Here is a 22417-nt window from a genome sequence, read left to right as displayed (position 1 = left end):
CGAGGAACAACCAACCGGATGCTCAGTCATCCGTGAAGCCCTTGCATGAGGAGGCCGAACCATATGAGCGCTTCGCGTGCCCATCTGCCCGAGCTATCCGAGGAACAGCTCATTGCTCTGCTGCGCCAGCATGCCGAACCCTTGCCCGCGCTAGACGACCCGCACTTTGCCGACGCCTTCGAGCGCTACGCCGACGCTCGGGTGGTGCTCATTGGCGAGGCCAGCCACGGCACATCCGAGTTCTACCAGGCCCGCGCTGCGATCACCCGGCGGCTGATCGAGCGACACGGGTTTTCCATCATCGCGGTCGAAGCCGACTGGCCGGACGCGGCACGAATCGATTGTTACAGCCGGCAACGGCAACCAGTCGCCTGGGTGGAGGATGCGTTCAAGCGCTTTCCAACCTGGATGTGGCGCAACCGCGAAGTGGAAGGCTTCGTCCGTTGGTTGCGCGAGCACAACGCGGCACTGCCGGCCGGGCAGCGGGTCGAATTCCGCGGCCTGGATGTCTACAGCCTCGGCAGCTCGATCCGCGAGGTACTGCGCTACCTGGACCGCATCGACCCGGACGCGGCTGCCGCGGCGCGGCGACGTTATGGCTGCCTGAGCCCGTGGCAGGAAGATCCCGCCGTCTACGGCCGCAACGTCATGCTCGGCCAGCCTTCCTGCGAAACGGCGGTGGTCGAGCAGTTGCAAGACCTGCTCACGCAGCGCCTGGAGTACATTGGCCAGGACGGCGAGCGCTTCTTCAATGCCGAGCGCAATGCGCGAGTGGTACTTGCCGCCGAGCATTACTACCGCGCCATGTATCGCGGCTCGACCGAATCCTGGAACCTGCGCGACCGCCACATGTTCGACACCCTGAAAGCACTGCTCGAACACCGCGGACCGGACGCCAAGGCGGTGGTCTGGGCGCACAACTCGCACATTGGCAATGCCTCGGCAACTTCGATGGGCTGGGGCGGCGAGTTCAATATCGGCGAACTGTGCCGCACCGCCTTCGGTCGCGACGCGGTGCTGATCGGCATGGCGACCGATCGCGGTGAGGTGGCGGCAGCGGACAACTGGGACGAGCCTATGCAGGTCAAGCAGGTCATCCCGTCCAGGGCGGACAGCTGGGAACAACTGTTCCTGCGAGCCGGCGTGCCGGCATCACTGACCGACTGGCGCAACGAGCAGAGCGAACTGCGTCCGGCGCTCGCCCAGCCACGGCTCGAGCGCGCCATCGGGGTGATTTACCGGCCACTGACGGAGCGCCAGTCGCACTACTTCCGCGCCATCCTGGCAGAGCAGTTCGATGCGCTGATATGGCTGGAGGAGACCGGCGCGGTGACACCGATCGGCCCGCAACAGATCAATCCAGAGATGGTGCCGGACACCTATCCGTTCGGCGAATGAGCGTTGCCGCGCAAACCAGCTGCGCTGACGCCAGATGCCCTGCGCCACATCGTGCCAACGGCGGCGCAGGTTACGGCTCGAGGACGTTCAGGCAACCGGAGCGGGCGGTGGCTGATCCGGCACGGTAGGCTCACCCGGCTCGGTAGGCTGTGTCGGAACGCCAGGCTCTTCCGGGTCGCCCGGCACGCCAGCGGCGCGCCAGTACAGAGTATCGGCGTTGGGGGTATAGCGAATCGTCTGCGCGGCCATGATCTTCTCCACTGCATGTGCCCGCGATGGCGGGCAGGTCTGCAGTAGAGATGCAGGCGGGCCTTTTCTATCCAACCTTCCGTCGGAGTGCGCACCCGCCCCGCGACATCACCACATCAGATCGTCCGGCACCTGATAAGCGGCGTACGGATCGTCAGCATCCGGCTCTTCGGTACGGGTGTTGAGCTGCACCACACGCTGCGGGTCGCGCTCCTGAATCTTCAGTGCCGCCTCACGCGGAATCACCTCGTAGCCGCCGCCATGACGAACGATCGCCAACGAGCCACTGGCCAGCTTGTCGCGCATCAGCTTGTTGACTGACAGCCGCTTGACCTTCTTGTCGTCGACGAAGTTGTAGTAATCCTCGGTGGTCAGCTTCGGCAGGCGGCTGGTCTCGATCAATTGCTTGATCTGCGCCGTACGGGCCTTCTGTTCGGCCTTTTGCTGCTGCTGGCGATTGAGCTCCTGGTCGCGAGCGATCTTCTCGGCCTGGGCCTTCAGTGCCGCTTCGCGCTGGGAATCATCCTTCTCGACCTGGCCCTTCTTCTCCAGGCGCTGCTGCTTCTGCTTCTGCTTGACGGCCTGCTTGGCCTGCTTTTCGTTGACCAGCCCGGCTTTGAGCAACTGATCACGGAGGGAAAGACTCATGTTTCGGCTCGTCTCGTCATGAATTCAAGTGGGCGCCGGTGGGCGACGCTGCATCGCTCCACCGAGCGGCATTGTGGTGGATGTGAAAAGCCACATCCAGCCCGGCGAGTACTGTTAGCCGCAGGACGGCGATTGCTCGGCCTTCTTCGCCTCGCCCCAGAGCGCATCCAGTTCATCCAGATCGCAGTGCTCGATGGGCCGCCCCGCTTCGCGCAAGGCCCGCTCGATGAAGCGAAAACGCCGCTCGAACTTGCCATTCGCGGCACGCAAGGCGTTCTCCGGGTCGACCTTGAGATGGCGCGCCAGGTTGACCACGACGAAAAGCAGATCGCCCAGCTCCTCGGCAATGGCTTGCGGATCGTCCTCGCTCATCGCCTCCAGCACTTCGCCGAGTTCCTCGCGCACCTTGTCCACTACCGGCAGCGCCTCGGGCCAGTCGAAACCGACCTGGGCGGCGCGCTTCTGCAGTTTGGCGGCACGACTGAGTGCCGGCAGTGCGCTGGGCACGTCATCGAGCAGCGACAACTGTTCAGGAGCAGCGGCTTTCTCGGCACGCTCCTCGGCCTTGATCTCTTCCCAGCGCTGCTTGATGGCCGCCTCGTCGAGACGCGGCAGCTCCGGCGAGCCGTACAGGTCGCCATCCGGGAACACGTGGGGATGGCGACGGATCAGCTTGCGGGTAATGGCATCGACCACCGTGGCGAACTCGAAGCGCCCTTCCTCACGGGCCAGCTGGCTGTAGTAGACGACCTGGAACAGCAGGTCGCCCAGCTCACCGGGCAGATGATCGAAGTCGCCGCTCTCGATGGCATCCGCGACCTCGTAAGCCTCTTCCAGCGTATGCGGCACGATGCTCGCGTAGTTCTGCTGCAGGTCCCACGGACAGCCATGCTGCGGATCGCGCAGCCGGGCCATCAGGTGCAGAAGGTCGGGGAGTTGGTACATAGGATTCCTCAAGCCGGGCTATCGCAGCGGCGTTCCGGTGGATGTAAAAAGCGACATCCACCCTACGGATGTCAGGCCGATTGCAGGGTGGATCGGGGCGCGTAGCTGACGCTTCACCCATCCACCACGGCGCGCTGGGCGCCGCTGTGCTGCGCCTTACGTCGCCCTTTGGCGCTTGGCTTCGATGATGTTCGGCAGCTGCGAAATACGGCTGAGCAAGCGACCCAGGGCATTCAACCCGGGAATCTCGATGGTCAGCGTCATCTGCGCGGTGCTGTCTTCCTTGTTCGAACGGGTATTCATCGACAGCACGTTGATGCGCTCGTTGAGCAGCATCTGCGAGATATCACGCAGCAGGCCGGCACGGTCGTAGGCGCGGATCATGATTTCCACCGGATAGGTCTTCTCCGGCACCGGACCCCAGCTGACCTGGATGATCCGCTCCGGCTCGCGCCCGGCCAGTTGCAGCACGGACGGGCAGTCCTGCCGGTGGATACTGACACCGCGGCCCTGGGTGATGTAACCGACGATGGGATCGCCCGGCAGCGGCTGGCAGCAGCCGGCCATCTGCGTCAGCAGGTTGCCGACGCCCTGAATCTGCACGTCACCGCGCTTGCCCGGCTTGTACGGCGCCGAGCGCCGCGGAATCAGTTCCAGCTGGTCGTAACCGCGCTCCGGCTCGACCAGCTGCTGCGCCATGTTGACCAGGTGCGCCAGGCGCAGGTCGCCGGCGCCAAGGGCAGCGAACATGTCCTCGGCGTTCTTCAGGTTGGCCTTTTCGGCCAGCTTGTCGAAATCCACCGGCGGCAGGTCCAGCCGTCCCAGTTCGCGTTCCAGCAGCGCCTTGCCGGCGGCGACGTTCTGGTCGCGCGCCTGCAGCTTGAACCAGTGGACGATCTTAGCCCGCGAGCGTGAGGTGGTGATGTAGCCCAGGTTCGGGTTCAGCCAGTCGCGGCTCGGCGAGCCGTGCTTGCTGGTAATGATCTCCACCTGTTCGCCGGTCTGCAGGCTGTAGTTGAGCGGCACGATGCGGCCGTTGACCTTGGCGCCGCGGCAGTTATGGCCAATCTCGGTGTGCACCCGGTAGGCGAAGTCCAGCGGCGTGGCGCCCTTGGGCAGGTCGATGGCATGGCCGTCGGGGGTGAACACGTAGACCCGATCCGGCTCGATATCCACGCGCAGCTGGTCGGCCAGGCCGCCGATGTCGCCCAGTTCTTCGTGCCATTCGAGCACCTGGCGCAGCCAGGCGATCTTTTCCTCGTAATGGTCGGAGCCGGAATTGACGTCGGTGCCCTTGTAGCGCCAGTGCGCGCAGACGCCGAGCTCGGCCTCTTCGTGCATGGCGTGGGTGCGGATCTGCACCTCCAGCACCTTGCCCTCCGGGCCGATCACCGCGGTGTGCAGCGAGCGATAGCCGTTTTCCTTGGGGTTGGCTATGTAGTCGTCGAACTCTTTGGGAATGTGCCGCCAGAGGGTGTGCACGATCCCCAGCGCGGTGTAGCAGTCGCGGACTTCCGGCACCAGCACGCGAACGGCGCGAACGTCGTAGATCTGGCTGAACTGCAGGCCCTTCTTCTGCATTTTCCGCCAGATGGAATAGATGTGCTTGGCGCGCCCGTCGATGTCCGGCTGGATACCGGTAGCGGTCAGTTCGTCCCTGAGTTGCTGCACGACGTTCTGGATGTACTGTTCGCGATCGAGGCGACGCTCATGCAAGAGCTGGGCGATCTGCTTGTACTGCTCGGGCTCGAGGTAGCGGAAGGACAGGTCCTCCAGCTCCCACTTGATATGACCGATACCCAGACGATGGGCCAGCGGCGCGTAGATGTCGAAGACTTCGCGGGCGACGCGCTGCCGTTTATCGTCGTCGGCCAGCTTGACGGCGCGGATGGCGCAGGTGCGCTCGGCGAGCTTGATCAGCGCGACGCGCACGTCGTCGACCATCGCCACCAGCATCTTGCGCAGGTTTTCCACCTGCGCCTGGGAACCGAGTACGAGCGATTCGCGGGGATTGAGACTGGCGCTGATCGCTGCCATGCGCAGCACGCCTTCGATCAGCTTGGCCACCACCGGGCCGAAGCGCTGGTTCACATCGGCCAGCTGAATCTTGCCTTCGCGTACGCCACGATAGATGACGGCTGCGACCAGGCTGTCTTGGTCCAGCTTGAGGTCGGCGAGAATTTCCGCGATCTCGAGGCCGATCTGGTAGCTGGAGGTGCCTTCACTCCAGAGATTCTGCGCCGCGTTGGCCTGCTGCTCTGCCTCGCGGGCGAACTCGCAGGCTTCTTTCAAGGCCGCGCGGTCGAGTGCCGGGTCCATCCCCAGCACATGATCGAGCCAGCCATCCAGGTTGATACTGCCGTCCGTATTGATCGGCTGAAGCGCTCTGACCTGTACCATCTAACCTTCCCTTCTGCGCAGCAGCTGCGCCATGAACGCCGGCATTCTGTGTGCCGGTCGGTTGAACCACAGGCAAAGCGCCTGTCAAGAATGCAGCATCGAGCGCTAACCCCGCTCGAACAGCGCCATGGCCTCGACGTGTGCGGTTTGCGGAAACATATCCAGCACACCCGCACGCTTCAGACGATATCCCTGGCTGGCCAGCTCGCGCGCATCGCGCGCCAGCGTGGCCGGATTGCATGAAACATAGACCACGCGCTGCGCCTTCAGCATCGACATTTGTCGAACGATTTCCAGCGCGCCGTCGCGTGGCGGATCGAGCAGTACCGCAGCGAACCCGCTACCTGCCCAAGGGGCATCGGCAAGCGGCTTCGACAAGTCGGCCCGATAAAAGTGCGCGTGCTCCAGAGCGTTGCGCTGCGCGTTCTCCTGCGCACGCGCCACCATCGCCTCGACACCTTCCACACCCACCACCCGTGCACCACTGCGCGCCAGCGGCAGGCTGAAATTACCCAGCCCGCAGAACAGGTCAAGCACCGCCTCATCCTTGCCCGCATCCAGCCATTCCAGAGCCTGGGCGACCATCGCGTCATTGACTGGCGCGTTGACCTGGACAAAATCTCCAGGACGCCAGGCCAGCTCCAGATCCCAGGCATCCAGTCGGTAGCCCAGCGAAGCTGCGCAGTCGTCTGGCTGAGGCTCACCTTCGCCTTGCCACCAGAGCTGCGCTCGATGAGCAGTCGCGAAGCTGCGCAGGCGCGCCAGGTCCGATTCCGGCAGAGCTGCGGTGTGACGAATCAGCACGGCCTCGGCCGTGCCGCTGAACAGTTCTACATGGCCGATCGCTTGCGGCTTGCTCAGATCACGCAACGCCGTTAGCAAACCCGGCAGCAGCGTTTGCAAGGGCTGTACCAGAACCGGGCACTCGCGGATGGAGACGATTTCCTGACTGGAACTGGCGCGAAAACCGATGTCCAGATGCTTGCTCTTGACGTCCCAGCGCACCGCCAGTCGGGCGCGACGGCGATAGCCGAAGGCCGGCCCCACCAGCGGCTCGGCCCAAGCCTCTGGCTGCAGATCGGCAACCCGCGCGAGCTGCTCGGCGAGCGTGTGCTGTTTCAGTGCCAGCTGATCGGCAATAGGGGCATGCTGCAGGTTGCAGCCGCCACACAGACGAGCATGCGGGCAAGGTTCGACCTGCCGCTGCGCACTGGCCTGGAGCACGCGCTCGCAGCGCGCCTCGACCACCTGGCTACGTGCGGACAGCACACGCGCCTCGACCTCTTCGCCAGGCAATGCGCCTTCGACGAACCAGGTGCGCCCTTCGACGAAGGCGATGCCGCGCCCGTCATTGGCCAGCCGTTCGATATTCAGGCGCTGCTTCTTGCCGATCGGCACCTGGGGCTTGCGCTCGCCACCGCTGGGTTGAAAGCGCAGAGCGCCGCTACGTTTGGCCATCAGCTGAAACCCGCGCTGTTCTGTTCGTTGGAAATGTCAAAAGGGTCGCCATGCGGCGCTGGAGCGCGCCGCCGATGAGCAGCTCAATTGGGCGAGTCATACACGCCAGTCGACAGGTAACGGTCGCCGCGATCACAGATGATCGCCACGATCACCGCATTCTCGACTTCCTGCGACAGGCGCAGTGCGGCGGCCACGGCACCACCGGAGGACACGCCGCAGAAGATGCCTTCTTCGCGGGCCAGACGACGCATCACCTGCTCGGCTTCGGCCTGCGACATGTCGACAACGCGGTCGACGCGCTCGGCCTGGTAGATCTTCGGCAGGTATTCCTGCGGCCAGCGGCGGATGCCGGGGATGGCCGCGCCTTCCATCGGCTGCAGCCCGACGATCTGCACCGCCGGGTTCTGCTCCTTGAGGTAGCGCGACACGCCCATGATGGTCCCGGTGGTACCCATGGAACTGATGAAATGGGTGATGCTGCCGTGAGTCTGCCGCCAGAGCTCCGGCCCCGTGCTGTTGTAATGCGCTTCGGGGTTGTCGCCATTGGCGAACTGGTCGAGCACCTTGCCGCGACCTTCGGCCTGCATCTTCAAAGCGAGGTCGCGGGCACCTTCCATGCCCTCTTCCTTGCTCACCAGGATCAGCTCGGCGCCGTAGGCAGTCATCGCCGCCTTGCGCTCGGCGGTGGAGTTGTCCGGCATGATCAGGATCATCCGGTAGCCCTTGATTGCCGCCGCCATCGCGAGGGCGATGCCGGTGTTGCCGGAGGTCGCCTCGATCAGGGTATCGCCAGGCTGGATGTCGCCGCGCAGCTCGGCACGGTTGATCATCGAAAGCGCCGGGCGATCCTTGACCGAACCGGCCGGATTGTTGCCCTCGAGCTTGACCAGAATGGTGTTGCTGGTCTTACCCGGCATCCGCTGCAGGCGAACCAGCGGGGTGTTGCCGATGCAATCGGCAATGGTCGGATAGTGTGTAGTCATGGCGTCGCACGGCATCGGAAAAGGTGGCCATGATACCGGCAACGCTCGACGACGGGCAGACCGTCTCGGCTGACCGGCAGTACTTCGACCGCAGCGCCCAACCCGGCCTCGCTAGGGCCGCGCAAGAATCTTCGGTGCGGCATCGATGATCTGCCGCGAAAGATGCTCCATCCGCGGCGACTGCACCTTCCAGGTATGCCAGTACAGTGCGATTTCCAGCGGTTCGTCAGGCGCCAGGTCGACCACCTCACCGGCGCTCAATGCATCATGCAGCAACAGTTCCGGGACCATGCCGTAACCCAGGCCGTAGCGAATCGCGCTGAAATGCGGCTCGGCGCCGGGAACGAAGTGGCAGGGATAAGCCCCTTCCGGCAGGCCGAAGCGACGCAGCAGGAACGACGACTGCAGCGTGTCCTTGCGCGTATAGGCGACCACCGGCGCCTTGCGCGCCGCGTTGCGGGTCAGGCCGTGGGCGAAGTGCTTCTGCCGGAACTCGCTCGACGCCACCAGTCGGTAACGCATGCTGCCCAACGGGCTGGCCGTGCAGCCGCGCATGGGCTTGGGTTCGGTACTGATGCAACCGATTGCCAGGCCCGTTTCCAGCAGACTGTAGGTGTGGTCCTGATCCTCCACCGTCAGGTCCAGCAACACCCGCTCGCGGATCAGCACCTCGGCCAGCGCCGGGAAAAACCAGGTCCCCAGGCTGTCGGCGTTGAGTGCCGCCACCACTACCAGCGGCGCATCGCTACGCTCGGCGAGGTCGGCCAGCAGATCGGCCTCGAGCAAGGTCGCGCGCTTGAGGTACTGCAGCAGGCGCTGCCCGGTTTCGGTAGGCCGACAGGGCCGGCTGCGCACTACCAGGGCGCTGCCCAGCGCACTCTCCAGTGCGCGCACCCGCTGCGAAATGGCCGGTGGCGTCAGATGCAGGCGCTGCGCAGCCTGTTCGAAGCTGCCGGTGCGGATGACCGTGCGAAACGCTTCAGTCTGCTTCGGATCAAGATTCATGGGGCCTGCCGATTAAGAAAATATTTGCATGGCCTAAAAATACTTAGCCACGACAAATTTAGCCATGCTTGCCCCATAATCGCGCACCTCGAGCTGTAGCGCCCCACCGGCGTGCAGCCTAGCCCGCCCGGAGAATCGTCGTGGAACTGCTGCATACCATCTACCTGATCGCAATCACGGCCGAAGCCATGTCCGGCGCCATCATGGGCATGCGCCGCGGCATGGACCTGTTCGGCATCTGCCTGCTCGGCACGGTGACGGCACTGGGTGGCGGCACGGCGCGCGACGTACTGCTCGGCCACTACCCGGTCGGCTGGATCGCCCATCCGGAATACCTGACCTTCACCATCGGCGCGGCGATCGTCACCGGCTTCATCGCTCGCCACCTGCATCACCTGCGCATGGTCTTCCTGCTGGTGGACGGCCTCGGCCTGGTGGCCTTCACGGTGATCGGCTGCGACGTGGCAATGGGCATGGGTGCGCATCCGTCCATCGTGGTGCTGGCCGGCGTGATCACCGGCATCTTCGGCGGCCTGATGCGCGACGTGCTATGCAACCAGGTACCGATGGTGCTGCAGCGCGAGCTCTACGCCACCGTGGCGCTGTTCACCGGTGTGTTCTACGTCGGCATGCTGTGGCTGGAGATCAATACCACCCTGGCCACCCTGGCGGCGCTGGGCAGTGGCTTCCTGTTCCGCGTGCTGGCGATGACCTTCCACTGGAAGCTGCCGGACTTCAACGGCAAGGAGATTCGCGGCCTGGACTGACCAGCGCGGCGTCAGGGCTTGATCTGACGTGCAGATTCCACCGGTCCGAGCCGCTACACTAGCGCGCTGCAATCCAGGATCGGTGGACGGACTGTGCTGAAAGACCTAGGAATTCGTGGCCGCGTACTGATGCTGACGTTGTTGCCCAGCACCCTGCTGGCGGTGGTACTCGGCGCCTACTTCACCTGGATGCAATTGTCGGAAATGCGCCACCAGCTCGACGAGCGTGGCCAACTGATTGCCGAGCAGCTAGCGCCGCTAGCCGCGCCAGCGATGAACCTCGGCTACGACAAGCGCCTGCAGCGCATCCTGACCCAGGTGCTGGACCAGGCCGATGTCCGGGCTGTGACCATCCTCGATCCGGAACGGGTACAACGCGTGCACGCCGGCCCACGCATGCTGACGCCGCCGCCACCGGGCGATCCGGAAGGGCTGACCCGCGTCAGCAGCATGGATCACACGCGCATCCTGATGCCGGTGCTCAGCCGCCACCTCAACCTCGCCGACGAAGCCCGCGGGCCTGACGAAAAGCTGATCGGCTGGCTGGAACTGGAACTGTCCCACCACAACACCCTGCTGCGCGGCTATCGCAGCCTGCTGACCAGCCTGTTTCTGGTCAGCGCAGGCCTGATCATCACCGCCCTGCTGGCGCTGCGCATGAGCCGCGCCATCAGCCTGCCGCTGCAACGAGTCAAGGCCGCCGTCGCCCAGCTCAAGGACGGCCATCTGGAAACCCGCCTGCCGCCGCTGGGCAGTCACGAAATGGACGAACTCGCGTCCGGCATCAACCGCATGGCAGAGGCGCTGCTCAGCGCCCGCGAGGAGCTGCAGCAGAGCATCGACCAGGCCACCGAGGACGTGCAGCAGAACCTGGAAACCATCGAGATCCAGAACATCGAACTGGACCTGGCGCGCAAGGAGGCCCTCGAAGCCAGCCGGATCAAGTCCGAGTTCCTCGCCAACATGAGCCACGAGATCCGTACTCCGCTCAACGGCATCCTCGGCTTCACCCAGCTGCTGCAGAAAAGCGACCTCACGCCGCGCCAGCAGGACTATCTGGGCACCATCGAGAAATCCGCCGACAGCCTGCTCGGGATCATCAACGAGATTCTCGACTTCTCCAAGATCGAGGCCGGCAAGCTGGTGCTCGACAGCATTCCGTTCAACCTGCGCGACCTGATCGAGGACACCCTGACCATCCTCGCACCGGCAGCGCACACCAAACAGCTCGAACTGGTCAGCCTGGTCTACCGTGACACGCCACTATCGCTGGTAGGCGATCCGCTGCGTCTCAAGCAGGTGCTGACCAACCTGATCAGCAACGCCATCAAGTTCACCAACGAAGGCACCATCGCCGTGCGCGCGATGGTCGAGGACGACAATGCCGATCGCGCCCAGCTGCGCATCAGTGTGCAGGACACCGGCATCGGCCTGACCGATCAGGACCTGCGTGCGCTGTTCCAGGCCTTCAGCCAGGCGGACAATTCCATGTCGCGCCAGCCAGGCGGCACGGGGCTCGGACTGGTGATTTCCAAGCGCCTGATCGAGCAGATGGGCGGCGAGATCGGCGTCGACAGCATTCCCGACGAAGGCTCCGAGTTCTGGATCAGCCTGAGCCTGCCGAAAGCCCGCGATGATGTCGAAGACCTGCCTCACCCGGCGCTGCAGGGCCGGCGTATCGCCCTGCTCGAGCAGCATCCGCTGGCGCGCCAGGCCCTGCAGCACCAGCTGGAAAGCCTCGGTCTCGAAGTGCATACCTTCGATACGCTCGATCAGATGCAGGCGGCGATCGGCGCACAGCGCCAAAGCAGCCAGCTCATCGACCTCGCCGTGCTCGGCGTCACCGCTCGCGAAATCCAGCCGGAGGCCCTCAGCCGACGGCTGATGGAAATCGAGGCACTCGGCTGCAAATGCGTGGTGCTCTGCCCGACCACCGAGCAGGGGCATTACCACGACACGCTGCCGGAAGTGCACAGCTATACGCAGCTACAGGGCAAACCGGCCTGCACGCGTAAGTTGCAGCGGGTTCTGGTGGAGCTGGTGCGCCCGAATCAGGCCTACTCGACCCCCGTCGCCGCCGCTCCCAGTCGTGCCGCACGGGTTCTCTGCGTCGACGACAACCCCGCCAACCTGCTGCTGGTGAAGACACTGCTCGGTGACATGGGTGCCGAGGTCGTTGCGGTGGACAATGGCCCCGCCGCACTGGATGCGGTCAAGCAGCACAGCTTCGATCTGGTCCTGATGGACGTGCAGATGCCCGGCATGGACGGACGCCAAACCACGGAAGCCATCCGGCACTGGGAGCACACCAGCGGCAGCAGCCCACTGCCGATCATTGCCCTTACCGCCCATGCGCTGGCCAACGAAAAGCGCTCGTTGCTGCAAAGCGGCATGGATGACTACCTGACCAAACCGATCAGCGACCGACAGTTGGCGCAAGTGGTACTCAAGTGGACGGGTCTGGTCCTGCGTAGCCAGCCGCAGCATTCGGAGCCTTCCTCGCAACCAGAGCTCAGCCTCAAGGTGCTCGATAAGGAAGAAGGTCTACGCCTGGCTGCCGGCAAGGCAGACCTCGCCGATGACATGCTCGGCATGTTGCTGCAGTCCCTGGAAGGTGATCGCCGCACCATTCGCGAGGCGAGGCAGTCGGGTGATCGCCAGGCGCTCATCGAGCGCGTGCACCGCCTGCACGGCGCAACCCGTTATTGCGGCGTTCCGCAGTTGCGCAATGCCTGCCAGCAGAGCGAGACCCTGCTCAAGCAAAACCATCCGGACAGCGAGGCCGCACTGGACGAACTGGATGCAGCCATCGACCGCCTGGAACAGGTAGTCCAGGTCGACGACTGATCGACCTCCCGGGGCGCAGAAGCGCTTGACCAAGCCCGTCGCGTTGTCCCGCCAATTCAGGAACCCGCATGAACGATCACCCTGCCCCCGACACCTTCCAGCATGCCGAACTCGACTGGGACGAGAACGGCCTGCCGCAATCGCGCCAGTACGGCGACGTGTATTTCTCGCGCGCCAGCGGACTCGCCGAAACCGAGCACGTGTTTCTTGCGCAGAACGAGCTGGCTCGGCGCTTCGCCGCGCTGCAGAGCAACCAGCATCTGGTGATCGGCGAAACCGGCTTCGGTACGGGTCTGAATTTCCTCTGCGCCTGGCAATTGTTCGAGCGCACCGCCAATGCGCATGCGCACCTGCATTTCGTCAGTGTCGAGAAACACCCGCTGAACCACGACGACATGCAGCGCGCGCTGGCATTGTGGCCGGAACTCCAGCCGCAGGCGGCACAGCTGCTGCAACAGTACGTCGCGCTGAATCCAGGCTTTCAGCGCTTCGTCTTTGCCGGCGGGCGCGTGGTGCTGACGCTGCTGATCGGCGATGTACTCGATTGCCTGCCCAGCCTGGATGCACAGGTCGACGCCTGGTTTCTCGACGGCTTCGCACCGGCCAAGAATCCGCAGATGTGGCAGCCGGCGCTGTTCGCCGAACTGGCCAGACTGTCCGCACCGGGCGCAACCCTCGGCACGTTCACCAGCGCCGGCTTCGTTCGACGCGGCCTGGTCGAGGCCGGCTTCGACATGCAGCGGGTGCCCGGTTACGGCCACAAGCGCGAGATCCTGCGCGGGCGCCTGCAGGCGCTCGCCAATCCGGTTTCAGACAAGCCCTGGTTCGCCCGTCCCAACCATGGCATCACCGAGCGCCGGGCCGTCGTGATCGGGGCCGGGCTGGCGGGTTGCGCCACCGCCGCATCGCTGGCTGCCCGGGGCTGGCAGGTCAGCGTGCTGGAGCGCCACGCCGAGGCCGCACAGGAAGGCTCCGGCAATCCTCAGGGTGTGCTCTATCTGAAGTTATCCGCCCACGGCACCGCGCTTTCGCGGCTGGTCGTCATCGGCTTCAGCTACACCCGCCGCCTGCTTGCCAACCTGCAAGCGGGCCGGGACTGGCAGGCATGCGGCGTCCTGCAGCTCTGTTACGACGACAAGGAGCGCGAGCGTCAGGCCGAACTGGCGGAAGCCTTTCCTGCGTCGCTGGTCCATCCGCTATCGCACGAAGCGGCCGAAGCGCTGGCAGGGGTCGGGTTGCCCGCCGGCGGCCTGTTCTATCCCGATGCCGGCTGGGCCAACCCGCCCGCCCTGTGCCACTGGTTGCTGCAGCAACCGGGCATTGAGCTGCTGCAGCATCATGAAGCGCTCGAGTTGCAACGCAACGGCCAGTCCTGGCAGGTGCTCGCTGGCGAAAAGGTTCTCGCCGACGCACCCGTGGTGGTACTCGCAGGTGCTGCTGACGCAGCCCGTTTCAGCCAGAGCGCCTGGCTGCCGCTCAAGCGCATTCGCGGGCAGATCTCCTGCCTGCCGGCCAACGCCGAAAGCGGCCAGCTGCGTACTGTCCTCTGTGCCAAGGGCTACGTTGCACCGCCACGCGATGGCACGCACACCCTCGGCGCAAGCTTCAACTTCCAGCAAACCGACGACGCCCCCAGCATCGCCGAGCATCAGGCAAATCTGGAAATGCTGGAGCAGATCTCATCCGATCTGTATCAGCGACTTCAGGCGGACCCGCAGCAGACCGCCGCACTGCAAGGACGCGTTGCATTCCGCTGCACCAGTCCGGATTACCTGCCACTGATCGGCCCGTTGGCCGAGCCGCAGGCCTTCGCCGACACCTATGCCGCGCTGGCCAAGAATGCGCGGCAATCCCTGCACACCGCCTGCCCGTGGCTGGAGGGCCTGTACGTCAACACCGCCCATGGCTCGCGCGGCATGATCAGCGCACCGCTGTCCGGCGAGTTGCTGGCGGCCTGGCTGAATGACGAACCGCTGCCGCTGCCACGAGAAGTGGCCGAAGCCTGCCATCCCAATCGCTTTCTGCTGCGCAAGCTGATCCGCGGTAGCTGAGAACACGCATTCGCAAGCCTCCGTTTCGCCGCGGCGGCTTGCATCACTGCCCGCGCCCAACGGATACTCCCCCCCCTATATAAACAAGCATGCGGAGGTCCCCATGAAATCGCTGTCCCTGTTCGCCCTTGGCTTGTTCACCCTAGGGGCGCACGCAGCTCCTGCCGTCGATAGTGAGCAGCTGCGCAACGAAGCAGCCAGCCTGATCCCGCCGTTCCAGCAGCAGCTGCTCGGCACGGTGAAGCAGGCCATGACCGACGGCGGCCCGGTTCAGGCTGTCGAAGCATGCCAATCGCTGGCACCGAGCATCGCCGAACAACACAGCCAGGCACCGTGGAAAGCCGGTCGCACGGCGCTCAAGTTGCGCAATCCGGACAACGCGCCGGACGCCTGGGAACGCTCCGTGCTGGAGCAGTTCGCCCAACGCGCCGCGGCCGGCGAGCCAATCCAAGAGATCAGGCACGCCGAGGTGGTCGATGGTCAGTACCGTTACATGCAAGCGATCGGCACTGCCGAAGCCTGTCTGGACTGCCACGGCGAGAAGATCAAGCCAGAACTGCTAAGCCTGCTCGACCAGCATTACCCGCAGGACCAGGCACGTGGCTTCCGTGAAGGTGATCTGCGTGGCGCCTTCACCCTCAGCCGTCCGCTGGCTCCCTGAACTGCCGATCCATACGGGATGACGTGATACCGTCTCGGTTCGCCGTTAGTGGCTGGGAACACGTGTTGACGTGAACGTACCAATGTCATGAGCGACGGCCCTGTTTTCAGACGGAGCATCCCAATGAAGTCGGCGACACCAAACAGCCCGCGCGCCCGTCCGGTGGGTCATCTCGCCTGATGGACGTATTGCTGCTGGAAGCGCTGGGTATCGGCCTGATCCTCGGGTTGCTGCTCGGGCTGACCGGTGCCGGCGGCTCGCTGGTCGCGCTACCGCTGCTGCTCAGCCTGCACTTGCCTTTGCGCGATGCGATCGGCGTCAGCCTCGGTGCGGTCGCCATGTCCGCGCTGATCGGCGCGATTCCCCGCGCACGTCTCGGCCAGGTCGCCTGGCGCCCGGTGATGTTGCTGGCCATCTGTGGCCTGCCGGGCAATGCCGCCGGCCAATGGCTGGGCCAGTTCATTCCCGAACGCGCGCTGATCATCGGCTTCTGCCTGCTGGTGCTGTGGTCGGCCTGGCGCATGTGGTGTGGCGCCAGCCTGCCGGCGAAGGAGAACGTCGAGGATCATCAGCTGGCGCTGCTGGGTATTGGCGTCGGCGTTGGCCTGCTGTCCGGGCTGATGGGGGTTGGCGGTGGTTTCCTCATCGTGCCGGCACTGCTCTGGTTCACGTCCTTGTCACTGCTGAGCGCCATGGCCACGTCGATGGCGGTGATCGCCGTGGTCAGCGGCGGCGGTTTCCTGCTCTATCTCAGCGACGCCGAGCCACCGCTGCCGCTGCTTGGCGGACTGGCGCTTGGCGGCGCCATCGGCGTGCTGGCCGGCAATCGCCTGGCGCAGTATCTCAACAGCAGCCTGCTGCAACGGCTGTTCGCCTTGATGCTGGTCATCGTCAGTCTGTCATTGGGCGTGCAGAAGCTGCTGTTGGGTCACTGATCAGCGCCGGTCCGGATCATCCCAGAACGGCCTGCCGGCCTCCTGCTCGATATCGGCGCGGCTGCGACCGATGTCCTTGAGCATTTCGTCGCTGAGGCTGGCAAGTTGTCGCCGCTGGCGCGCCAACTGACTCCAGCGCCGCAGCGTCTGCATGGCCTGCGCTAGCAGTGACGCTGCAGGCCGGTTTGCCGCCGCCTTGGCTGGATGGAAACTATGTGAGGTCAGTTTCTGCGTATTCATCACGGCACCCTCCTCTTGGTTGGCACCAGTCTCTCGCCGGGTTTAAGATCAATCCAACGAATGTTCCTGATGCCATGCATCTCGAGGATTGATGAGTGGCCAACTACCCGAATATCGATACCGAGCTGCTGCGCAGCTTTGTCGCTATCGCCGACCATGGCGGTTTCACACGGGCCGCTGCTGCGGTAAACCGCACCCAGTCGGCCGTGAGCATGCAGATGAAGCGCCTGGAAGAGGACGTGTTGCAGCGCCCCTTGTTCGAGCGTAACGGGCGCCAGGTCAGGCTTACGGCCGAAGGTCAGATACTGCTGGGCTACGCACGGCGGATTCTCAAGCTGCATGGTGAAGTCATGACCACGTTGCGCCAGCCGCACATGGTTGGCGCAGTGCGCATCGGCACGCCCGATGACTACGTCATGCGTTTTCTGCCGGGCATTCTCGCGCGGTTTGCCCAGGCATTTCCGCTGGTACAGGTGGAGGTGCATTGCGAACCGTCGAGCCAGCTATTGCAGCGGCGCGACCTCGATCTGAGTATCGTGACTCGCGAGCCAGGCACCGAGATCGGCCAGCTACTGCGGCAAGAACACGTGGTCTGGGCTGCTGCGCCGGGGTTCGATCTGCATGAGCGCCGTCCCTTGCCACTGGCCACCTTCAATACCGATTGCTTCTGCCGGGCCTGGGTATGCAATGCCCTGGACGCGCGGGAGATGGAGTACCGGATCGCCTATAGCAGTCCCAGTCTATCGGCGATCATGGCCGTGGTGGGTGCCGGACTGGCGCTGACCGCGCAGCTGCAAAGCCTGATTCCCGCGGAGCTGCAAATACTCGGCGAAGCGGAAGGACTGCCCCGGCTGCCGCAGTCCAGCATCGTGCTGCTGCGCAATCCGCAGCAGCAGTCGCCGGTCAGCGAAACGCTTGCAGGTTATATCGTCGACGGTTTTCGTCTGTAACGCAGGTTAGCTGCGCCCGGCGGCCATCTCGTCGAAGACTTCCGGCACCAGCGCCGCGTCACCCTTGTCGATCAGACGCTGGCGCTGACCGACGTCCTGCGGATTATCAAGGAGCGCCAACAAGCGCGTGCCACGCTCGGTGAGGACGAAGTTCTCGCCGTTGCCGCCCTGTTCCTCCGGACGAGTGACGATAAACCCACCCTCGAACAGCAGGCTCTCGTAGTCGGCCGCTTCGGCGCGCAGGCTGTCCAGGTTCGGCATCGGCTGGCCTTCGCTCTCCATCTGCGCGGCGTGCTCCTCGGCATAGCGGCGCGGCTTGAAGCTGTCGTTGGCGCTGGTCTGCACTTCATGCAGCAGGCGCTGGATCAGATCCCAGTTGTAGCTCATGGCCATTCTCCCGTGACGGTTGCGCCCCAGAAACGAGGCGCCTGTATATACCGACCGTCTGTGGTGCCAGGGGGTTCGCCGCTGAACTAAAGCGGCTGCGCTGCGATCCACCGTTCAGACTGATTGAGCGAGGAACATGCCATGAAACTGCTGACGATCACGCTGACCGCCGCCCTGCTGGCCAGCCCTGCGGTGCAGGCGGCCTGCACCACCGACGAGGTGAATGCCAAGGCCGAGCAGCTGGCACAGCGCATCAACCAGCTCACCGAGAGCAATCCACAGCGCGCGAAGGAAATAAACGAAGAGATTCGCCAGATGGAGGCCAAGCGCACCGCCGACCAGCTGGGCGACGAGTGCGAGGCCTATGACAAACGCCTGCAGCAGATAGAAGAAGCCGAGCGTGAGGCCGACATTCCGCCGGCCGACACGCAGCGCTGAGCCAAACGGCCGACGGTCATTCGGCCGTCGGCTTCTTGCGCTTGAGCGGCGCCATGCCGTCCTGACTCACCACTGGTGATGGGGCTTCTCGCTTGGCGTTCTTCGGACGCTTGGCGGTGGGCTTGGCCTTCTTCTTGTCATCTTTCTTCTTGTCGTCCTTTTTCTTCTTCGGGCCGGCCGCCTTACCGGAGGCCTTGAGGTTCTTCGGCCCCATGTAGCTGCCCTTCAGACCCTTGACCACCCGATGCTCGAAGCGCTGCTTGAGGTAGCGCTCGATGCTCGACATCAGGTTCCAGTCGTTGTGGCAGATCAGCGAGATCGCCAGCCCCTCGGCGCCGGCGCGCCCGGTACGACCGATGCGGTGCACGTATTCGTCGCCGGAGCGCGGCATATCGAAGTTGATCACCAGATCCAGGCCTTCGATATCCAGCCCACGCGCCGCCACGTCGGTGGCCACGAGCACTTTGACGCCGCCCTCCTTGACCCTGTCGATGGCCTGCTTGCGATCTTTCTGGTCCTTGTCACCGTGCAGCACGTAGGCCTTCACGCCTTCAGCGACCAATCTTCCATAGAGTCGATCGGCCTGCACCCGCGTATTGGTGAAGATCACGGCCTTCTTATAGGTCTCGTTGGCCAACAGCCAGTGCACCAGCTTTTCCTTATGCTCGGTGTTTTCGGCGGTGATGATCTGCTGACGGGTACCCTCGTTGAGTTCGCTGACCCGGTTGAGCTGCAGGTGCAGCGGATCGCGCAACACGCTGGCGGTCATCTCCCGCAACGCCGTACCACCGCTGGTTGCAGAGAACAACAGGGTCTGCTGACGCTTCGCGCACTCGTTCACCAGGCGCTGTACGTCGTCGGCAAATCCCATGTCGAGCATGCGATCGGCTTCGTCGAGAATCAGCAGCTCGACGTCCTTGAGAATCAGCGTGCCGGCGTTCAGATGCTCGATCATCCGCCCCGGCGTGCCAATGAGGATGTCTGGCACCTTGCGCATAATGGCCGCCTGAACCTTGAAGTCCTCGCCACCGGTGATCATCGCTGACTTGATGAAGGTGAACTGCGAGAAACGTTCTACTTCCTTGAGCGTCTGCTGGGCCAGCTCGCGGGTCGGCAGCAGAATCAGCGCACGAACATCGGTACGGACCACCGCATCACCGATCAGCCGGTTGAGCATCGGCAGCACGAAGGCAGCCGTCTTGCCACTGCCGGTCTGCGCCGTCACCCGTAGGTCGCGCCCTTCCAGTGCCGGAGGGATCGCCGCCACCTGCACCGGGGTCGGCTCGACGAATTTAAGTTCGGCGACGGCCTTGAGCAGGCGTTCGTGCAGGGCGAATTGGTCAAACAAGGGAGCTACCTCGGAGGAAAAAAACGATGACATAGGTTAACCCGTCTGCGGGGCAAAGGCGCGTTCTGTAACGGCCGGCATGTTTTACGTTGGAAACACAGGCTAAGCTGACAAAAGCGTAGCGGCTTAATGCCAGGAGGTACGCATGATCTCGACCAAGCGGATAGCATTGCTAGCCGGCGCGCTTTCCTTAGCGCTGCATGCCACTACCGGTGTGGCGCAGCCGGACAGAGAGCATCCAGGCAAGGGCAAGCCCGATCGCGACAATGGGAATGGACGCGCACTGCAGGATTATCGCCATCACGGGCCCTCGATCGATCTCGGCGCGGTTCGCATCACCCTGCGTGATCATCGCGACTTGCTGGCGCCGGCCTCTTCCCTGCCTCCGGGCATCCAGAAGAACCTGGCGCGTGGCAAACCGCTGCCGCCGGGCATCGCCAAAAAAATCGATAACCGCCTGCTGGGGCATTTGCCTCGATACGATGGCTATGAATGGAAACAGCTGGGCCGCGACGTGATTCTGGTCGCTATCGCTACCGGTATCGTCTACGAGATTCTGGAGAACGTGCTGGATTGATGCGCCATGGCGCGCCGCCCGGGCTCAGCTTTGGCGGCGGCCTGGTCGCGGGCTATCGAGGCTCGCAGGTGAGCTTGATCCGCAGGCGGATCACATCACGCTTGAACTTAGAGGTCATTGCCTTGCGCTCACCGGGCTGCAACTCCGTACGGCGCGTGCGTGGCGCTTCCGGGCCATTCTGGAAAACTGCTGTACACACGGCCGCCGTCTCTCCGTAATTGAGCAGCAAGAGCCCGGCGAGGTCGCGATCGATAGTCTGGGGGGTGACGGTTATCTCTGCACCATTGAGCTGCTGATCAATATCCACCGGATAGGTAGCCGCAGTGGCAGCAAGCGGTAACAGAGCAAAGAGCAGGTAACTGATTGTTTTCATTTGGCTGGGCTCCTCGACAGATAGGCCAGCGTAACAGACCTCGACAAGGTCTGTTGAAGCTCCGCTTACAGGTGCATCCGACTCGAAGGAGTGCGCAGCAAGCGGCGCCATACGGAACTGCGGGACTGGGCAAGGGTGCACCGTTGCCTGCGTTGAGTGTGCAAAGCGCCATCCCGGCTTGACGCCTTTTGGCGCAGCACCGCAGTTCGGGCCGCAACGTTAATAGACCTTATAAGGAACCGAAGGAATGAAAGTGCCCCGTGTGACCCTCGATCAGTGGCGCACCCTGCAGGCGGTCATCGATCACGGCGGCTTCGCCCAGGCCGCCGAAGCAATGCATCGGTCACAGTCCTCGGTCAGCTATACGGTAGCGCGAATGCAAGAGCAGCTCGGCGTGCCGTTGCTACGCATTGATGGCCGCAAGGCCGTGTTGACCGAAGCGGGCGAGGTGCTGCTGCGCCGCTCCCGGCAGCTGGTCACTCAAGCCAGCCAGCTGGAAGACCTGGCACACCACATGGAGCAAGGCTGGGAAGCGGAGGTGCGATTGGTGGTGGATGCAGCCTATCCCAGCGCCAAGCTTATCCAGGCGCTCAGCGAGTTCATGCCGAAAAGCCGCGGTTGCAGGATCCGACTGCGCGAGGAGGTGCTGTCCGGAGTAGAGGAAGTGTTGAAGGACGGCACCGCGGACCTGGCGATCAGCGGCCTGGACATCACCGGTTACCTGGGCAGCGAGCTCAGCACCGTGGAGTTCGTCGCCGTGGCGCACGCCAACCATCCCCTCCATCAGCTGGGGCGCAAGCTCAGCGTGCAGGATCTGCAGAGCCAGATGCAGATCGTGGTGCGCGATACCGGTCTGCGCCAACCCCGTGATGCCGGTTGGCTCGGTGCTGAGCAGCGCTGGACGGTAGGCAGCCTGGCGACGTCGGTGGCCTTCGTCAGCAGCGGGCTGGGCTTCGCCTGGCTGCCGAAACACCTGATCGAGCGAGAGCTGGCCGAAGGCATTCTCAAGCCGTTGCCGCTCGTCCAAGGCAGCATTCGCCGGCCACTGTTCTATCTCTACACTAACCATGATCGACCACTTGGTCCGGCTACCCGGATTCTCATCGAGCTGATCAAGACGTACGATGCCGGGCAGGCCACTACACTGGCCGGCTGACCGCACCCACAACATCAGGAAAGAAATCATGTTGAAACGCATCGCCCTCGCCGCCTGCTCCCTACTGCTGGCCGGCAACCTGCTTGCCGCTGAAAATCCCCGCGTGCTGTTGAACACCAGCCTGGGTGAGATCGAACTGGAGCTCGAAGCGGAAAAGGCACCGATTAGCGTCGAGAACTTTCTCGGTTACGTAGACAGCGGTTTCTATGACGGCACCGTCTTCCACCGTGTTATTCCGGGCTTCATGGTCCAGGGCGGCGGCTTCGGCGAAGGCCTGAACCAGAAGCCGACCAAGGCCCCGATCAAGAACGAGGCCGACAATGGCCTGCACAACGTGCGTGGTACCGTGGCGATGGCCCGGACCCAGAACGTGAATTCGGCGACCAGCCAGTTCTTCATCAACCATCGTGACAACGATTTCCTCGACCACGGCAGCCGTGACTTCGGCTACGCGGTGTTCGCCAAGGTCGTACGCGGCATGGACGTGGTCGACCAGATCGCCCAGGTACCCACGGGCAACCGCGCCACGATGCAAAACGTACCGCTGACCCCGGTGAAAATCATCACCGCGAAGAAGCTTTGATCCCCCAGGGGCCGG

The 22417-nt window shown here is 63.9% G+C and carries 22 protein-coding genes; 11 read left to right on the top strand and 11 right to left on the bottom strand.

The window, feature by feature from the left end:
* The first annotated feature begins 63 nt into the window (after positions 1-63).
* Complete coding sequence (locus BHD08_RS07550) at positions 64-1398, top strand: erythromycin esterase family protein (RefSeq protein WP_125021343.1); 1335 nt, start codon at positions 64-66, stop codon at positions 1396-1398.
* Positions 1399-1485: 87 nt separating this feature from the next.
* On the opposite strand, the gene BHD08_RS23060 is transcribed toward BHD08_RS07550, so the two are convergent.
* The 7 genes from BHD08_RS23060 to BHD08_RS07520 all read right to left on the bottom strand — a co-directional run bounded on the left by BHD08_RS23060 (position 1486) and on the right by BHD08_RS07520 (position 9089).
* Positions 1486-1647: a hypothetical protein gene (locus BHD08_RS23060; RefSeq protein WP_015276499.1), complete on the bottom strand. Its 162-nt coding sequence runs from the start codon at positions 1645-1647 to the stop codon at positions 1486-1488.
* Positions 1648-1755: 108 nt separating this feature from the next.
* The gene (locus BHD08_RS07545; protein ID WP_015276498.1) at positions 1756-2295 is read right to left on the bottom strand and encodes a DUF2058 domain-containing protein; all 540 of its coding nucleotides are present in this window, start codon (positions 2293-2295) and stop codon (positions 1756-1758) included.
* 114 nt (positions 2296-2409) lie between these two features.
* The gene (gene mazG, locus BHD08_RS07540; RefSeq protein ID WP_125021342.1) at positions 2410-3240 is read right to left on the bottom strand and encodes a nucleoside triphosphate pyrophosphohydrolase; all 831 of its coding nucleotides are present in this window, start codon (positions 3238-3240) and stop codon (positions 2410-2412) included.
* Between the two features lie 156 nt (positions 3241-3396).
* Complete coding sequence (gene relA, locus BHD08_RS07535; protein WP_038658418.1) at positions 3397-5640, bottom strand: GTP diphosphokinase; 2244 nt, start codon at positions 5638-5640, stop codon at positions 3397-3399.
* A gap of 105 nt (positions 5641-5745) precedes the next feature.
* A complete protein-coding gene (gene rlmD / locus BHD08_RS07530; protein ID WP_015276495.1) occupies positions 5746-7098 on the bottom strand; it encodes a 23S rRNA (uracil(1939)-C(5))-methyltransferase RlmD in 1353 nt (450 codons plus the stop codon).
* 83 nt (positions 7099-7181) lie between these two features.
* A complete protein-coding gene (gene cysM, locus BHD08_RS07525; protein WP_015276494.1) occupies positions 7182-8084 on the bottom strand; it encodes a cysteine synthase CysM in 903 nt (300 codons plus the stop codon).
* 111 nt (positions 8085-8195) lie between these two features.
* Complete coding sequence (locus tag BHD08_RS07520) at positions 8196-9089, bottom strand: HTH-type transcriptional regulator ArgP (RefSeq protein WP_015276493.1); 894 nt, start codon at positions 9087-9089, stop codon at positions 8196-8198.
* Positions 9090-9229: 140 nt separating this feature from the next.
* Here BHD08_RS07520 and BHD08_RS07515 point away from each other — a divergent pair, with 140 nt between their 5' ends.
* The 5 genes from BHD08_RS07515 (at position 9230) to BHD08_RS07495 (ending at position 16350) form a co-directional block, all read left to right on the top strand.
* Complete coding sequence (locus BHD08_RS07515; RefSeq protein ID WP_003283735.1) at positions 9230-9856, top strand: trimeric intracellular cation channel family protein; 627 nt, start codon at positions 9230-9232, stop codon at positions 9854-9856.
* A 93-nt stretch (positions 9857-9949) separates the two neighbouring features.
* Positions 9950-12703 (top strand): response regulator, encoded by a 2754-nt coding sequence (locus BHD08_RS07510; protein ID WP_177412647.1) that lies wholly within the window; start codon positions 9950-9952, stop codon positions 12701-12703.
* Positions 12704-12771: 68 nt separating this feature from the next.
* Positions 12772-14754, top strand: a complete 1983-nt coding sequence (mnmC, locus tag BHD08_RS07505) for a bifunctional tRNA (5-methylaminomethyl-2-thiouridine)(34)-methyltransferase MnmD/FAD-dependent 5-carboxymethylaminomethyl-2-thiouridine(34) oxidoreductase MnmC (RefSeq protein ID WP_125021341.1) — start codon at positions 12772-12774, stop codon at positions 14752-14754.
* Positions 14755-14857: 103 nt separating this feature from the next.
* A complete protein-coding gene (locus BHD08_RS07500) occupies positions 14858-15415 on the top strand; it encodes a DUF3365 domain-containing protein (protein WP_125021340.1) in 558 nt (185 codons plus the stop codon).
* A 179-nt stretch (positions 15416-15594) separates the two neighbouring features.
* Positions 15595-16350, top strand: a complete 756-nt coding sequence (locus BHD08_RS07495) for a sulfite exporter TauE/SafE family protein (protein WP_125021339.1) — start codon at positions 15595-15597, stop codon at positions 16348-16350.
* Here the strand turns inward: BHD08_RS07495 and BHD08_RS07490 are convergent, their stop codons facing one another.
* Positions 16351-16590: a DUF1127 domain-containing protein gene (locus BHD08_RS07490; protein ID WP_125021338.1), complete on the bottom strand. Its 240-nt coding sequence runs from the start codon at positions 16588-16590 to the stop codon at positions 16351-16353.
* A gap of 95 nt (positions 16591-16685) precedes the next feature.
* Between BHD08_RS07490 and BHD08_RS07485 the strand changes: the two genes are divergently transcribed.
* Entirely contained in the window at positions 16686-17540 is an 855-nt protein-coding gene (locus BHD08_RS07485; RefSeq protein ID WP_015276487.1) for a LysR substrate-binding domain-containing protein, read from the top strand.
* Between the two features lie 6 nt (positions 17541-17546).
* Here BHD08_RS07485 and BHD08_RS07480 read toward each other — a convergent pair whose 3' ends face one another.
* A complete protein-coding gene (locus BHD08_RS07480; protein ID WP_015276486.1) occupies positions 17547-17927 on the bottom strand; it encodes a hypothetical protein in 381 nt (126 codons plus the stop codon).
* 141 nt (positions 17928-18068) lie between these two features.
* Here BHD08_RS07480 and BHD08_RS07475 point away from each other — a divergent pair, with 141 nt between their 5' ends.
* Entirely contained in the window at positions 18069-18365 is a 297-nt protein-coding gene (locus BHD08_RS07475; protein ID WP_125021337.1) for a hypothetical protein, read from the top strand.
* Between the two features lie 16 nt (positions 18366-18381).
* Here the strand turns inward: BHD08_RS07475 and BHD08_RS07470 are convergent, their stop codons facing one another.
* A complete protein-coding gene (locus BHD08_RS07470) occupies positions 18382-19713 on the bottom strand; it encodes a DEAD/DEAH box helicase (RefSeq protein ID WP_125021336.1) in 1332 nt (443 codons plus the stop codon).
* Positions 19714-19858: 145 nt separating this feature from the next.
* On the opposite strand from BHD08_RS07470, the gene BHD08_RS07465 reads away from it, so the two are divergent.
* Positions 19859-20290, top strand: coding sequence for an anti-virulence regulator CigR family protein (locus BHD08_RS07465; RefSeq protein ID WP_003283748.1), 432 nt, complete (start codon positions 19859-19861; stop codon positions 20288-20290).
* 52 nt (positions 20291-20342) lie between these two features.
* On the opposite strand, the gene BHD08_RS07460 is transcribed toward BHD08_RS07465, so the two are convergent.
* Positions 20343-20663, bottom strand: coding sequence for a hypothetical protein (locus tag BHD08_RS07460; RefSeq protein WP_003283749.1), 321 nt, complete (start codon positions 20661-20663; stop codon positions 20343-20345).
* 247 nt (positions 20664-20910) lie between these two features.
* On the opposite strand from BHD08_RS07460, the gene BHD08_RS07455 reads away from it, so the two are divergent.
* Positions 20911-21819, top strand: a complete 909-nt coding sequence (locus BHD08_RS07455) for a LysR family transcriptional regulator (protein WP_058064837.1) — start codon at positions 20911-20913, stop codon at positions 21817-21819.
* 28 nt (positions 21820-21847) lie between these two features.
* Positions 21848-22402 (top strand): peptidylprolyl isomerase A, encoded by a 555-nt coding sequence (locus BHD08_RS07450; protein WP_015276480.1) that lies wholly within the window; start codon positions 21848-21850, stop codon positions 22400-22402.
* Positions 22403-22417 lie beyond the last annotated feature (15 nt).

Origin of the sequence: Pseudomonas sp. SCT (genome assembly GCF_003864275.1) — a bacterium.
Lineage (GTDB): Bacteria > Pseudomonadota > Gammaproteobacteria > Pseudomonadales > Pseudomonadaceae > Stutzerimonas > Stutzerimonas stutzeri_AE.
Note: the sequence above shows the minus strand (reverse complement) of the source record. Positions and strands in the feature narration are given on the sequence as shown.